The organism is Pseudomonas sp. MF09150, assembly GCF_059862355.1.
Map to the genome: position 1 here is coordinate 45174 of NZ_JCBCUS010000010.1, position 14507 is coordinate 59680.

At 61.3% G+C, this 14507-nt stretch carries 14 protein-coding genes and 4 tRNA genes; 6 read left to right on the forward strand and 12 right to left on the reverse strand.

Features of this window, described 5'->3' with window-relative positions; translation table 11 throughout:
• Positions 1–4: 4 nt before the first annotated feature.
• Both AC19YX_RS28980 and AC19YX_RS28985 read right to left on the reverse strand, forming a co-directional pair.
• Positions 5–694, reverse strand: coding sequence for an energy-coupling factor ABC transporter permease (locus AC19YX_RS28980; RefSeq protein WP_078471776.1), 690 nt, complete (start codon positions 692–694; stop codon positions 5–7).
• A complete protein-coding gene (locus AC19YX_RS28985) occupies positions 691–1158 on the reverse strand; it encodes an FAD/FMN-containing dehydrogenase (protein ID WP_500607632.1) in 468 nt (155 codons plus the stop codon). The genes AC19YX_RS28980 and AC19YX_RS28985 overlap by 4 nt, the downstream gene beginning before the upstream one ends.
• A gap of 117 nt (positions 1159–1275) precedes the next feature.
• Here AC19YX_RS28985 and AC19YX_RS28990 point away from each other — a divergent pair, with 117 nt between their 5' ends.
• The 3 genes from AC19YX_RS28990 to AC19YX_RS29000 all read left to right on the forward strand — a co-directional run bounded on the left by AC19YX_RS28990 (position 1276) and on the right by AC19YX_RS29000 (position 3544).
• Positions 1276–1905, forward strand: a complete 630-nt coding sequence (locus AC19YX_RS28990) for a DUF1780 domain-containing protein (RefSeq protein ID WP_020296472.1) — start codon at positions 1276–1278, stop codon at positions 1903–1905.
• Between the two features lie 106 nt (positions 1906–2011).
• Complete coding sequence (locus AC19YX_RS28995) at positions 2012–2185, forward strand: DUF3094 domain-containing protein (RefSeq protein ID WP_020296471.1); 174 nt, start codon at positions 2012–2014, stop codon at positions 2183–2185.
• Positions 2186–2245: 60 nt separating this feature from the next.
• Entirely contained in the window at positions 2246–3544 is a 1299-nt protein-coding gene (locus AC19YX_RS29000; protein ID WP_500607633.1) for an NAD(P)/FAD-dependent oxidoreductase, read from the forward strand.
• A 114-nt stretch (positions 3545–3658) separates the two neighbouring features.
• Here the strand turns inward: AC19YX_RS29000 and AC19YX_RS29005 are convergent.
• From AC19YX_RS29005 to rluD, 7 genes are all read right to left on the reverse strand, one after another.
• A tRNA-Pro gene (locus AC19YX_RS29005) sits at positions 3659–3735 on the reverse strand.
• A 94-nt stretch (positions 3736–3829) separates the two neighbouring features.
• Positions 3830–3905 (reverse strand) — tRNA-Lys (locus tag AC19YX_RS29010).
• A 5-nt stretch (positions 3906–3910) separates the two neighbouring features.
• Positions 3911–3987, reverse strand: a tRNA-Pro gene (locus tag AC19YX_RS29015).
• A 9-nt stretch (positions 3988–3996) separates the two neighbouring features.
• A tRNA-Asn gene (locus AC19YX_RS29020) sits at positions 3997–4072 on the reverse strand.
• 301 nt (positions 4073–4373) lie between these two features.
• Complete coding sequence (gene clpB / locus AC19YX_RS29025) at positions 4374–6938, reverse strand: ATP-dependent chaperone ClpB (RefSeq protein ID WP_020296469.1); 2565 nt, start codon at positions 6936–6938, stop codon at positions 4374–4376.
• 130 nt (positions 6939–7068) lie between these two features.
• On the reverse strand, positions 7069–7794 hold the full coding sequence (gene pgeF / locus AC19YX_RS29030) for a peptidoglycan editing factor PgeF (protein WP_078471772.1): 726 nt from the start codon (positions 7792–7794) through the stop codon (positions 7069–7071).
• On the reverse strand, positions 7791–8753 hold the full coding sequence (rluD, locus tag AC19YX_RS29035; RefSeq protein ID WP_020296467.1) for a 23S rRNA pseudouridine(1911/1915/1917) synthase RluD: 963 nt from the start codon (positions 8751–8753) through the stop codon (positions 7791–7793). The genes pgeF and rluD overlap by 4 nt, the downstream gene beginning before the upstream one ends.
• A 150-nt stretch (positions 8754–8903) precedes the next feature.
• Between rluD and AC19YX_RS29040 the strand changes: the two genes are divergently transcribed.
• The 3 genes from AC19YX_RS29040 to AC19YX_RS29050 all read left to right on the forward strand — a co-directional run bounded on the left by AC19YX_RS29040 (position 8904) and on the right by AC19YX_RS29050 (position 12017).
• Complete coding sequence (locus AC19YX_RS29040) at positions 8904–9926, forward strand: outer membrane protein assembly factor BamD (protein WP_078471771.1); 1023 nt, start codon at positions 8904–8906, stop codon at positions 9924–9926.
• A gap of 128 nt (positions 9927–10054) precedes the next feature.
• A complete protein-coding gene (locus AC19YX_RS29045) occupies positions 10055–10288 on the forward strand; it encodes a PP0621 family protein (protein WP_020296465.1) in 234 nt (77 codons plus the stop codon).
• 409 nt (positions 10289–10697) lie between these two features.
• A complete protein-coding gene (locus AC19YX_RS29050; protein ID WP_500607665.1) occupies positions 10698–12017 on the forward strand; it encodes a sigma-54-dependent transcriptional regulator in 1320 nt (439 codons plus the stop codon).
• Here the strand turns inward: AC19YX_RS29050 and thiO are convergent.
• The 3 genes from thiO to AC19YX_RS29065 all read right to left on the reverse strand — a co-directional run bounded on the left by thiO (position 12014) and on the right by AC19YX_RS29065 (position 14503).
• Positions 12014–13114, reverse strand: coding sequence for a glycine oxidase ThiO (gene thiO, locus AC19YX_RS29055; protein WP_500607634.1), 1101 nt, complete (start codon positions 13112–13114; stop codon positions 12014–12016). The two genes, AC19YX_RS29050 and thiO, sit on opposite strands and share 4 nt — an antisense overlap.
• A gap of 52 nt (positions 13115–13166) precedes the next feature.
• Positions 13167–13568, reverse strand: a complete 402-nt coding sequence (locus AC19YX_RS29060) for a type IV pilin protein (protein ID WP_500607635.1) — start codon at positions 13566–13568, stop codon at positions 13167–13169.
• A gap of 458 nt (positions 13569–14026) precedes the next feature.
• Positions 14027–14503, reverse strand: coding sequence for a pilus assembly PilX family protein (locus tag AC19YX_RS29065; RefSeq protein ID WP_238596169.1), 477 nt, complete (start codon positions 14501–14503; stop codon positions 14027–14029).
• Between the last annotated feature and the right edge of the window lie 4 nt (positions 14504–14507).

Here is a 14507-nt window from a genome sequence, read left to right on the forward strand (position 1 = left end):
TGGATCAAGAACGTGGATCGTCGTCCTTCCACGGTGCCGAGAGGTAGCGGGTACGGTTGAAGGTTTCCAGCCACTCGGGGCAGAACACCACCAGCGCGCTGATCACCATGCCGTTGATAAAGGCCTCGGGGAAAATGATCAGCCAAAGGTAGCCGACGAAATCCTCCAGCCACTCAGGCATGGCAAAACGCTCGTCGAACCACAGCAGGCCCAGCCCGACCAACAGGCACAGCAAGGCCGAGAGTGCCGCAGCAAAAAAGCCGGAGCAAAAGATGTACACAAAGGGGTTACGCGGTTGCGCCCGCTCCACGAGGATCGCGCAGCATTCGGTGACCAGCACCGGCAACAGAATCAGCAACGCCCCGTTGACCCCCATGGCGGCCAGGTCCTGACGCCCGAGCAGCACCAGCCCCAACTGGGCCACCAACCCGCCGACCACTGCCAGCGGCCAGTCCAGGAGCAAGGTCACGGCGGTCATGCCGATAAAGTGATAAGATACGCCGGTGTCGAAGTCCCGGCGCACCAGCCACAACATAAACAGCGCGAACACCGTGCCAAATAGCAAATGCTGACGTCGACGGTCGGAGAACAACTCGACCCAGGGCGACCGCGCTATCGCCCAGATCAACACCGGCACATACAGCAGCCAGCCGACCACCAGGGTCGGCGCCGACAGCACGGCCGCACTGATCATGGCTGCAGTTGCTCCAGCGCCTCGCGCAGTTCGGCAGCCGTGGCGTACTCACGTTGCGCAACCAGCCGCCCTTCATTGAGCTGCAACCACAAGACCTTATTCTCGGCGCCGGGATAACGCGGTGCGACTCGTCCTTCGCGGTCGAGCAGAACCCGGTAGGAGTAATCGCGCATGGCCGGGACCGCGAACATTTTCGCGATCAGCGTCGGCATGCGCTGGATATCCGCGACGAATACCGTGTATCGCGCCTCCAGATAGCCCTTGGGGCGATCTTCCAACGCGGCCTTGACCAGCTTGGCCGCGTCCATGCCGCGTGCCACCAGCAACGTATGGGTCTGCTGATCCAGGCTGTAGGGTTGGTCGAACTGGTCGAGCAAGGTCCAGGGCGCCAGGCGCTCCCCGATTTCAGTCGCCTGTGCCCCCAGGCACAGCACACTCAGCAACAGCATCACGCCATACTTCACCGCATTCTCTCCTCTGGGCATCGCACATTGTTCAGGCCAGCAGTCTACACCGCCCTTCGCAGCCCTCCAGTCAAACGAACCTTTCAGCAATCGGCGTTTGGACGCTAAGCTTGGCCTATGGATGACTCAGATTACTTGCGCCTGCTCACCATTCAGGCCGAACAAGCCAATGCGTTCCTGTCCAATGCCCGCAAATGGGAGCGTGAGCGTTGGGTCTGCCAACGCCTGCTGCAAGGCTTGAACATCAGTTACCGCGCCGACGAGTTCACCCCAGCCGGGCAGGAACCACCGGACGTATTGTTTCGCGAGGCCAGCTTCGAGGTGTTTTTCGTCCTCGATGAAGGCCGGCGCCTCAACGACGAATGGCGGGACGAACTACAACGGCGCCGCAGCGCATTCTCCCTGAGCCAACTGGTGCGTCGCGAAGCCAAGCCCAAGCGCATTCCGGCCAGTGAACTGCTGCTGCGCCTGGCGCCTACCCTGCGCAAGAAAGCCCACAACTATAAAGAGCGCGGCATGGACCTGGGCGAGCTGGACATCATTGCCTTCGCCAGCCTCAAGCGTGAAGTGCTGGACCTCAACAGCCACTTCCCGCCGCCCACCGAGTATCTGCGCCAAGGCTGGCGCTCGCTGTCGCTGGTCGGCCCGACCTTCGCCCGAGTCCTGTTTGCCCACCCGGACGCCCCGGACTTTTTACGCAGTAACCTGGGACGCAGCATCCTGTTCGACGTCGGGATCAGCCTGTGAGAACCTGGCGCCCTGCGGCACGCGCCTGTTCCCGGAGGGCCCTGCAAACCTTCGGCTGGAGCTGTAGCTTCCCCACATTTCGCAACGTCTACCTGACGAGGCCTTTATGAGCAGCCGCCTGAACCCCGACGACCAAAAACATGTCGAAGAGTATCTGCAACTGACCCAACACCGTGTCGAGCGCCGGCCCTTTCGGCCGTGGATGCTCCTGGTGGTAGTGCTGGCAGTGACCATCGGCCTGGGCCTGCTGAGCCGTTTTATCAGTTACCTGACGCTATGAGCTGCCTTGCGCTCGCTCGGGTAACTGCACCGATTTCTTTTAGCCTTGCGAGATATCCCCATGACCCATCGTATTGTTATCGTCGGCGGCGGCGCCGGCGGCCTGGAGTTGGCTACCCGCCTGGGTAAGACTCTGGGCAAGCGCGGTACCGCCAGCGTAATGCTGGTCGACGCCAACCTCACCCACATTTGGAAACCGTTGCTGCATGAAGTGGCCGCCGGCTCCCTGAACTCCTCCGAAGATGAACTCAACTATGTTGCCCAAGCCAAATGGAACCACTTCGAGTTCCAGCTGGGCCGCATGAGCGGGCTCGACCGAGAGCGCAAGAGAATCCAGCTGGCCGCCACCTATGATGAAAGTGGCGTAGAACTGCTGCCTGCCCGGGAACTGGGCTACGACACCCTGGTGATCGCCGTTGGCAGCACCACCAATGACTTCGGCACCCAGGGCGCGGCCCAGCATTGCCTGTTCCTCGACACCCGCAAACAGGCAGAGCGCTTCCACCAGCAATTGCTCAACCACTACCTGCGCGCCCACGCAGGGCAAACAGATGCGATTGAACAGATCAGCGTGGCGATCGTAGGTGCCGGCGCCACCGGGGTCGAACTGGCCGCCGAACTGCACAACGCCGCCCACGAGCTGGCCGCCTATGGCCTGGACAAGATCAAGCCGGAAAACATGCACATCACCCTGATCGAAGCCGGCCCACGGGTGCTGCCTGCCCTGCCGGAGCGCATCGGCGGGCCTGTGCATAAAACCCTGGAGAAACTCGGGGTCAGGGTCATGACCAACGCTGCAGTGAGCGAGGTCACCGCCGAAAGCCTGATTACCGCCGACGGCCAGGTGATCCCCGCCAGCCTGAAAGTCTGGGCTGCCGGGATCCGCGCACCGGGGTTCCTCAAGGACATCGACGGCCTGGAAACCAACCGCATCAACCAGCTGCAAGTCCTGCCGACCCTGCAAACCAGCCGCGATGACAACATCTTCGCCTTCGGTGACTGCGCGGCCTGCCCGCAACCCGGTAGCGATCGCAACGTGCCACCGCGGGCCCAGGCGGCTCACCAGCAGGCCTCACTGCTGGCCAAATCGCTCAAGTTGCGCATCGAAGGCAAGGCCCTGCCTGAATACAAGTACACCGACTACGGCTCACTGATCTCGCTGTCGCGCTTTTCGGCTGTGGGTAACTTGATGGGCAACCTGACCGGTAGCGTCATGCTCGAAGGCTGGTTGGCGCGGATGTTCTACATCTCGCTCTACCGCATGCATCAGATGGCGCTCTACGGCGCATTCCGCACCGCCATGCTGATGCTCGGCAGCCGGATTGGACGCGGGACGGATCCGCGGTTGAAGCTGCACTGATCCACATAAAAAATGCCCCGAACTGATCGGGGCATTTTTTTGCCTGCCGGTAGATGGCGAGCAAATTCGAGGCAAAAAAAATCCCCGTATCTTGCGATACGAGGACTTTAAATATGGTCGGGGTAAGGGGATTCGAACTCCTGACATCCTGCTCCCAAAGCAGGCGCGCTACCGGACTGCGCTATACCCCGGTAAAAAAAGGCGACCTATCAAGTCGCCTTCTTCGATCAAGGCTTTTGGCCTCTGATCTTAAGATTCGATTCCAGTGTTAGCTGGTCTCAAAAATGGTGGGTCGTGTGGGATTCGAACCTACGACCAATTGGTTAAAAGCCAACTGCTCTACCAACTGAGCTAACGACCCAAAAATGGTCGGGGTAAGGGGATTCGAACTCCTGACATCCTGCTCCCAAAGCAGGCGCGCTACCGGACTGCGCTATACCCCGGTTTGAAATTGGCTCCGTGACCAGGACTCGAACCTGGGACCCAATGATTAACAGTCATTTGCTCTACCGACTGAGCTATCACGGAACTACATATTTCAATTTGAAACATTTACTGCGTACTTCACTCTCTTCGACCCTGTCCGCATCGCTGCGTTCGTGCCTCTGAGGCGCGCTATTCTACAATCTTAAAAACCCCTGTCAACCCTTTAAATTGCTTTTAAGACAATGATTTGCGACTTGTTTCAGATTTCTTCTTGGGGAGAAGGAACCGTTGGGCTGACATACTGCGGGGCGCACTTTACAAGCCTTTGCCTTTCAGTTCAACGCCCTATCGAAAAAAAAGGCCTCGCAATGCGAGGCCTTTTTCACAGCAACGTCCGTGTCGGTCAGGCAAAGACGATTTCGTCGTTTTCCACCGTTCCCTTGACCGTTGCTCCCGGCAAGAAGCTGCCAGAGAGAATCAACTGCGCCAGCGGGTTCTCGATCCAGCGCTGGATCGCCCGTTTCAACGGCCGTGCACCATAGACCGGGTCGTAACCCACGGCGATCAGCTTGTCCAACGCCTCGTCGCTCAGTTCCAAGGTCAGCTCGCGCTCGGCCAGGCGGCTGCGCAGACGGCCCATCTGGATCTGGGTGATGCCAGCGATCTGATCCCGGGCCAATGGCTCGAAGATCACCACTTCGTCGATCCGGTTGATGAACTCCGGACGGAAGTGGGTCGACACCGCGTCCATCACCGCTGCACGCTGCGCTTCACGATCACCGACCAGTTCCTGGATCTGCGCCGAGCCCAGGTTGGAGGTCATGACGATCACCGTATTGCGGAAGTCCACGGTACGGCCATGGCTGTCGGTCAAGCGACCGTCTTCGAGCACCTGCAGCAACACGTTGAACACATCCGGGTGGGCCTTCTCGACCTCGTCCAGGAGGATCACCGAGTAAGGCTTGCGCCGTACCGCCTCGGTCAGGTAACCGCCTTCTTCATAGCCCACATAGCCTGGTGGCGCACCGATCAGGCGAGCGACCGAGTGTTTCTCCATGAATTCGGACATATCGATCCGCACCATGGCCTCTTCGGTATCGAAGAGGAACTCGGCCAAGGCCTTGCACAGCTCGGTTTTACCCACACCGGTCGGGCCGAGGAACATGAACGAGCCGCTTGGCCGGTTCGGGTCGGACAACCCGGCACGGGAACGCCGCACTGCGTTGGCCACTGCCACCACCGCTTCGTTCTGGCCGATCACACGTTGGTGCAACAGGCTTTCCATTTTCAACAACTTGTCACGCTCGCCTTCGAGCATTTTCGAGACCGGAATCCCGGTCCACTTGGAAACCACTTCGGCAATTTCTTCCTCAGTGACCTTGCTGCGCAGCAACTGATTTTCGCTGTGACCGTGCTGGTCGACCATCTGCAGGCTGCGCTCCAGGTCCGGGATGACCCCGTACTGCAACTCGGCCATGCGATTCAGGTCACCCTTACGGCGTGCGGCTTCCAACTCCTGACGCGACTGCTCGATCTTCTGCTGGATCTGCGCCGAGCCCTGCACTTCGGCTTTCTCCGAGGTCCAGATCTCCTCCAGGTCCGCGTATTCGCGTTCCAGCCGGACGATTTCTTCCTGGAGTTTCTCCAGGCGCTTGATCGCGGCTTCGTCGTCTTCTTTCTTCAACGCCTGGGACTCAACCTTGAGTTGAATCAAGCGCCGCTCCAGACGGTCCAGCACTTCCGGCTTGGAGTCGATCTCCATGCGGATGCGGCTGGCGGCCTCGTCGATCAGGTCGATGGCCTTGTCCGGCAATTGCCGATCAGTGATGTAGCGGTGGCTGAGCTTGGCCGCGGCAATGATCGCACCATCGGTAATCGCCACTTTATGGTGGACCTCATACCGCTCCTTGAGGCCACGCAGAATGGCGATCGTGTCTTCTTCGCTCGGTTCTTCCACCAGTACTTTCTGGAAGCGCCGCTCAAGGGCTGCGTCCTTCTCTATATATTGGCGGTACTCGTTGAGCGTGGTGGCGCCGACGCAATGCAGCTCGCCACGGGCCAGGGCCGGCTTGAGCATGTTGCCCGCATCCATGGAGCCCTCGCCCTTACCGGCGCCAACCATGGTGTGCAGCTCGTCGATAAACAGAATGATCTGCCCTTCCTGTTTCGACAGCTCATTGAGCAGGCCTTTGAGGCGCTCCTCGAACTCGCCGCGATACTTGGCACCGGCAATCAGCGCGCCCATATCCAGCGAGAGCAGACGCTTGCCTTTGAGGCCGTCCGGCACTTCACCATTGATGATGCGCTGGGCCAGGCCCTCGGCGATTGCCGTCTTACCCACGCCTGGCTCACCGATCAGCACCGGGTTGTTCTTGGTCCGCCGCTGCAGGACCTGGATGGTCCGGCGAATTTCGTCATCACGGCCGATTACCGGGTCGAGCTTGCCTTCTTCAGCACGCTTGGTCAGATCGACGGTGTATTTATCAAGGGCCTGGCGCGACTCCTCGACATTGGCGTCATTGACTGCCTCGCCGCCGCGAAGATTGTTGATGGCGTTTTCCAGGGCCTTTTTGCTCACGCCCTGGCCAAGCAACAACTTGCCAAGCTTGCTGTTCTCGTCCATGGCCGCGAGCAGCACCATCTCGCTGGAGATGAACTGGTCGCCTTTCTGCTGCGCCAGGCGATCGGCCTGATTGAGCAGACGCGCCAGATCCTGGGACATATTGACGTCGCCAGTAGGATTTTGGATTTTCGGCAGTTGGTCGAGCTCTTTGCTCAACTCCTTGCGCAGGCTGTTGATGTCGAAGCCCACTTGCATCAGCAGGGGTTTGATCGAACCACCCTGCTGCTCAAGCAATGCTTGCATCAAGTGCGCCGGCTCGATCGCGGGATGATCGAGACCGACCGCCAAAGATTGAGAATCGGACAGCGCCAACTGCAATTTGCTGGTTAAACGGTCTATACGCATTAGTCACCTTCCTTTTGAGCAGGCCGGAGCGATGGACACACCTAAATAAAGAAACCTGCCAGATACCCTTATAGATGCGGTCGATTCTGGGAGTTTCAAGCGCCTGACAATTGACGCAGGTCAGAAGAGTCTAGCGCTCGAGCCAGATAAGGGAGGCAAACCGTCCTGTACGAGGACTGCGACGGTAAGAATAGAAACGCGCGTCACTGACTGTGCAGTAATCGCCACCGTACACCGCCGTGACGCCGCGAGCCGCCAGGCGCAAGCGGGCCAGACTATAGATGTCGGCCATGAACTTGCCGGGATTGTGGCTTGGGACAAATGCCTGCTCGGCTTGCGCCAGTTGGCTGACGAAGGTTTCCCGCACCTCGGGGCCGACCTCGAAAGCCCGCGGACCGATAGCCGGTCCAAGCCAGACCAGCACCTCGGCCGGCGCAACGTCCAGCGTGTCGAGGGTGGCTTCCAGCACGCCGGCAGCCAGCCCGCGCCAACCGGCATGGGCCGCCGCGACACGGGTCCCGGCGCGATCGCAGAACAGCGCCGGCAGGCAGTCAGCGGTCATCGAGGCGCAGGCGATACCTGGCGTGGCCGTCCAGCTGGCATCGGCGCTGGCGATGACGGACGGATCCGCCTCGACCACGTCAATACCGTGGACCTGTCGCAGCCAGGCGGGCCTTATAGAGAAGTGATCCGTCAGGCGACGACGATTCTCGGCAACAGCTTCGGGGCTGTCATCGACGTGGTCGCCCAGGTTGAGGCTGTCGAACGGCGCCAGGCTGACGCCGCCCGCACGGGTGGTGACACAGGCTTTCACCCCGGCCGGCGCAGGCCAGTCAGGAATCAGCCATTCACTCATCCGATGAACGCCTCGCGGTCTTGCTTGAGCAGGGTCAGCAACCAGACGAAGTCGTCCGGCAGTGGCGACTCCCAGCTCATACGCACGCCGGTGGTCGGATGATCCAGCTCCAGGAACCGCGCATGCAGCGCCTGACGCGGGAACGCCTTCAACGACTCGACCATGGTCACACTGGCCGCAGGCGGAATGCGGAAACGACCGCCGTAGGCCGGATCCCCGACCAACGGGAAGTTGATGTGAGCCATGTGCACCCGAATCTGGTGGGTACGACCGGTTTCCAGCTTGACCCGCACGTGGGTGTGGGAGCGGAAACGCTCGAGCACGCGGTAATGACTGACCGCCTGCTTGCCGCCTTCCATCACTGCCATGCGCTGGCGCTGCTGGCCGTGACGACCGATGGGCGCGTTGATCTTGCCACCCGCCGTCACTACGCCAATCACGATGCACTCGTAGATCCGGCTGACGCTGCGGCTTTGCAGCTGGGTCACCAATTGGGTCTGGGCCTGAATGGTCTTGGCCACCACCATCAAACCGGTGGTGTCCTTGTCCAGGCGGTGGACGATGCCGGCGCGCGGCACATTGATGATGTCCGGGACATGGTGCAGCAAGGCATTGAGCAAGGTGCCATCAGCGTGCCCGGCAGCAGGGTGTACCACCAGGCCCGCGGGTTTGTTGATGACCAGGATATCGTCGTCTTCATAGACAATATCCAGCTCGATGTCCTGAGCGACCCATTCTCCCTGAGCTTCCTGCTCGGCGGTCAGCTCAAGAATCGCACCGCCATGCACAATGTCACGCGGCCGAATAACGGCTCCGTCCACAGTCAGGCGGCCGTCTTTGATCCAGGCGGAAAGGCGCGAGCGTGAATGCTCAGCGAATAATTGGGCGGCGACTTGATCGAGGCGTTGGCCGCCCAGTTCGGACGGCACCTCTGCGCGAAGTTCAATTTTATCGGACATGCTCAGACTAGGCGTCGGCACAGCCTTTGGTTTCGGCTGCGCGCTTGTGGTTAAATACGGCGTCTTTTGCCCCGAGGCTTTCAACGGGGCGCTCATCATAACAGGACGGCCCCGCCCAAGACAGCGGCCGTCATAGGGACGCAAGCCGCCATGCAAGTGAAACACCTGCTGCTGATCGCCATCCTCGCACTGACCGCTGCTTGCTCATCGAAGGAAGTCGTTGACGAAAACTTGAGCGAAGTCGAGCTGTACCAGCAGGCACAGGCCGACCTGGACAACCACAGCTATACCAGCGCTACCGCCAAGTTGAAGGCCCTGGAGTCGCGTTATCCGTTTGGTCGCTATGCCGACCAGGCACAGCTCGAGCTGATCTACGCCAACTACAAGAACGCCGAGCCGGAAGCCGCCAAGTCCGCCGCCGAGCGTTTCATTCGCCTGCATCCACAGCATCCGAACGTGGATTACGCCTATTACCTCAAGGGTCTGACCTCCTTTGACCAGGACGTCGGCCTGCTGGCTCGCTTCCTGCCCCTGGACATGACCAAGCGTGACCCGGGTGCTGCCCGCGACTCCTACAACGAGTTCGCCCAGCTCACCAGCCGCTTCCCGAACAGCCGTTACGCTCCAGACGCCAAGCAGCGCATGATTTATCTGCGCAACCTGCTGGCCGCCTACGAGATCCACGTGGCTGACTACTACCTGACCCGTCAGGCCTATGTAGCGGCTGCCAACCGTGGCCGCTATGTGGTGGAGAACTTCCAGGAAACCCCTTCGGTCGGTGACGGCCTGGCGGTGATGACTGAGGCTTACCAGCGTCTGCACCTGGACGAACTGGCCGCCACCAGCCTGGAAACCCTGAAGCTCAACTACCCGAACCACCCGAGCCTGGTTGATGGCCAGTTCGTGCCGCAAGTGGCCGAAGCCGACAACCGTTCGTGGCTGAGCAAGGCCACCCTGGGTCTGATCGAGTCACGTCCGCCGCTGCCGCCGGGCGAAACCCGCGCCAACCAGGACGTGGTCAAGCAGTTCCAGGACGCCAAGGACGCGATCCCTTCCGACCTCAAGCCTAAAGATGCCAACGGCGACGTGATCGAAGAAGAGCAGCATGAAGCCGAAGGCAACAACGACGATCGTTCGTGGTTCAGCTACATGACCTTCGGTGTGTTCGACTGATAGCACCGACGCCGTCAAGAAAAGGGAGACTTTCGAGTCTCCCTTTTTCATGCCCGTGTTTTATTGTTCTGTGCGCCCGCAGGGTCCTTGGCTAAACTGCGCCATCTTTCCTCATAAAGCTGGTTGCCATGGTTCGTCTACTGTTCTGGATCGCCCTGATTGCCGCTGCGGTATGGTTCTGGCGCAAATTCAAGCGCCAGGCATCCGCTGGCAGCCCACCCCCTGAGCAAAGCGCCACCCCCATGGTCCGCTGCGCCCAGTGCGGCCTGCATCTGCCCCGTGACCGAGCGCTGAGCCAACAGCAACAGTGGTACTGCAGCCAGACTCATCTGGAACAAGGGCCTGGACCCGGCCACCGCTGAGGCCTCTGCGCCAGGGACAGTGCCGGTTCGCTGGCACAATGCCTGCGCAGCCACTGGTCCCACCCCGCCCCATTTGAGGAACAAAGCACCCGAATGGGCGTCTGACGCTGATTATTCAAGGCCTTAATCAGCGCATGAATCGGGTGATCGATAACTTTCCCACGCCTTCTTACCCATTACCTGACGAGCCCCAGAGCATTGGCCTGACGAGTCAGCGGCAACGCGCTGTCAGCCCCCTCTGGCCATCGAACAATTGGCTACACAAAAGCCGCCTCTGCCCCCGCCTCCCGAGCGTTTACAGGGCCTCGCCCCCCGGCGAACCCCGCAAGCAGCTCCTAGACTTCAACTCTCGCCAGGATGGCGAGCGCCCATGCCCTAACTGCGTTCACGGATGAAGTTTCAAGCAAACATGAGCCCACGGCACAAAGTACTGGTGGTCGATGATCAAGCGGAGGTTCGCGCGCTCCTGGAAATCAATCTGGGCCGCATGAACCTTCACACTCAGAGCGCCCGCAGCCTCGGCGAAGCTCGTCGGTGGCTGGCCGCAGGCCCCTTCGACCTGTGCCTGAGCGCCAGCCAGCTGCCGGATGGCACCGGCCTGGAGTTGTTGCAACACATTCAACAGCATCACCCCCAAGTCCAGACCGCAATGATCAGCGCCTGCGGCACCCCGGCCACTGTCATCGAGGGGGTCAAAGGTTCCAACAACGATAGCTTGCCTACCCCGCTGGACCTCACACACCTGCGCGCCCTGATCAATCGCACCCTGCACCGAGCCGGTGACAGTGGCGACAGCCCATTGCTTGGCGATTCGGAGCCCATGCGCACGCTGCGCCGACACATCGGCAAACTGGCCCAGAGCCAGGCTCCGGTTTATATCAGCGGCGAATCCGGCAGTGGCAAAGAGCTGGTGGCCCGGCTGATCCACGCCCAGGGTCCGCGGGCCGAGCAGCCGTGGGTGCCGGTGAACTGTGGCGCGATCCCGACGGAGCTGATGGAGAGCGAGTTTTTCGGCCACCGCAAGGGCAGCTTCAGCGGCGCTGTCAGCGACCAGCCCGGATTGTTCCAGGCGGCCCATGGCGGCACGCTGCTGCTGGATGAGGTGGCCGACCTGCCGCTGTCCATGCAGGTCAAGCTGCTCCGGGCACTTCAGGAGAAGGCCGTGCGTCGGGTCGGCAGCCAACAGGAGGTGGCGGTCGATGTGCGGATTCTCTGCGCCACCCACAAGAACCTGCAGGCCGAGGTCAGCGCTGGGCGCTTTCGCCAGGACCTCTATTACCGATTGAATGTGATCGAATTGCGGGTCCCGCCCCTGCGGGAACGCAAAGACGACATCGAGCCCCTGGCCAGGCGCGTTCTGCAAAGACTGGCCGCCGAGCACGGCGCGCTACCGACGCAGCTGCACGCCAATGCGCTGGCAGCGCTCAAGGACTATCACTTTCCCGGCAACGTGCGAGAACTGGAAAACCTGCTGGAGCGCGCCTACACCCTGTGCGACAACCGGCTGATCGAGCCACGGGACCTGGGACTGGATGACCACCGGCCAGCCGGCGCCAGAACTGACCTGGCCCAGGTGACCCACCTTGACCAGCACCTGCAACAGGTTGAGCGCGAGCTGATCCTCCTGGCCCTGGAAGACACTCGCTGGAACCGCACGGCAGCGGCCCAGCGCCTGGGCCTGTCGTTTCGTTCGATGCGCTACCGGATGCAGAAACTCGGTCTGGATTAAAGCCGTCCGCTTGGCGCGTACGGCGCAGGATCGATGATCGGCTCGCGACCCAGCATCAGGTCGGTGAACAGCTGGCAGGAAGCCGGTGCCAGCACCAGGCCATTGCGGTAATGCCCGCAATTGAGCCACAAGCCACTGAACCCCGGCACCGGCCCGATGTAGGGAATACCTTCCGGCGACCCTGGCCGCAGGCCCGCCCAATGCCCCACCACCTCAGCCCCGGCCAGGGCGGGAATCAGCTCGACAGCAGACGCCTTGAGGCTCTCCAGCGCTGACTCAGTCGGGGTCTTGTCGAAGCCTTCATGCTCCAGGGTGCTGCCGATCAGGATATGCCCGTCCCGCCGCGGGATCGCATAACGACCCTTGGCCAAGACCATGCACGACAGGAAGTCCTCAGAGCACTTATAGAGGATCATCTGCCCCTTAACCGGCTCCACCGGCAGCGTCAGGCCCAGGCTGCCCAGCAACTCGCCGCTCCAGGCACCGGCGGCCAGCACCACCTGGTCGCCATGAACATCGCCGTTGGCGGTATGCACGCCGACAATCCGCTGCCCATCACGAATAAAACCACTGACCGCGCACTGTTCATGCACGGTGACGTCGGGCAGCGCCAGCAACGCCGCCCGGAGCGACTTCAGCAGGCGCGGGTTGCGCACATTGGCCACGTTGGCCATATAGATCGCCCGCGAAAAACCGGGGCCCAGCACCGGCACCGCAGTATGGGTCGCGTCGATGTCCACCACGCTCAACGGCCGATTTTCACGCCGCGCCCACTCCAGCGCAGCGCTTTCATCATCCAGGTCCAGCCAGTAGAGCCCGGTGGTGTGAACTTGCGGATCAACGCCAGTACTGGCGAACAGACGCTCGGCCAGCTGTGGATAAAAATCCTGGGACCAGTGGGCCAGCGCGGTGACGGCAGGGCTGTAGCGCCAGGGGTAAAGCGGCGAGACGATGCCGCCACCCGCCCATGACGACTCCTGCCCCAGGTTCGAACGGTCCAACAGCACCACTCGCCGCCCGGCCGAAGCCAGATTGAACGCTGTCAGCAGGCCGATCACCCCGCCCCCAACCACCACCACTTGCTGTTGCTTAGCCATAGCCGATCCAGTCATTAAAAAGACGCCGGGCGCAGCACGCCCACCCAAAGGCTCAACGACCCCAGCAATCCTTGGCCGTTACACCCTCGGCCTGATTGCTGATGGTGGTGGCGCCGGTTTCGCTGATGCTGAAGCTGCCGCATTTATCCCGGGCCATTTTGCTCTCGGCCTTGGGCGTCGCGGTCAGCAGGAAGGTTTTGTCGGCCAGGGTCGCGGTGATGCTGTAGTCATCGTTACCGCTACTCAGGTCAGCGGCACCGGTATAGACGCCGTTTTTCGAATAGAAACGCTCAAGCAACTGCGCCTGGTCGGAGAGCAGGCCGGCGATCTCAGTGCGGTGCGGCTTCTTGGTGTATTCGGTAATGGCCGGAAGGCTCAAGGTGAGGACTAGCCCGATGATCGCAATCACGATCATGATTTCGATCAGGGTAAAACCTTGGTTGGATCTGCGCATGGGTGAATCTCGCTTACTGTATTTGTCGCCACATGATGCGGCGGCCGGCACTTCCCGGCGGTTGCGGCTGCGAGGCCAAAGGGTCATCGGCGCGGTTCAGGGGCTCGCCAGACGTGCCCGGGGCACTGCCATCCGGGCCTGGAACCTCACCCACAAACACCACCTCATCAGAGAGCCGGTCCGGGTCGCGAACTGCGTGGTCGAGCATCTTACCGCCGAACGGGCCGAGCTCCAGCAGTTTCCCGCGATCATTAGTCGAACAGGGGTCAAGGGGATCAGGCAGACGGCGATGCTGCCCGCGCTCATAGGGCATCGGTACCGACCAGCCACTCGGCACCGGGTCCAGAGGCTGCACGCAAGGCGCAGCAGCGCCGCGCGCCTGAACAGGCAGCGCAAGCACCAGGCAGCAACCTGCCATGGCCCGCCAGCGCGCCTTTCGCCAGCTCCGCACATGAGGCTCAATATTTGGCATAAATACTCTCCAGCACCGTGCGCGAATGCCCGGCCACACCCACCGCCGTGACCCGATACAGGGTGGCTGCGGTATGGGGCGGCAGGTTGACTGCATCAAGGGTTGCCCCCAGGTTCTGCACCCCGTAAAACCCCTGGTCGGTGGCAACCCAAGTCACGCCGGAATGGCTGTTGGCACCAGCGGCGGTCACGCCGGAAGACTCCGCAGGGGGTGGGCAACGTGCACAGGCAGGCAGCGTGTAATGCCCTTGCTGGACCGCCCCCTCACCCGCCCGCAGGGCCGACTCCGCGGCCTGGAACGACTGATTGCGCAAACTCAGGCTGGCGGCCATTTTTTCCTGCAGCGTCGCGTTACGCAGGGACGACACCCCGATCAAGGTGAGCAATAACAGGAACACCAGGCTGACCAGCAATGCCATGCCCTGCTGACGGCCACGCCCAAGCCGTGGTGGCTCTCTGCGCATCGCC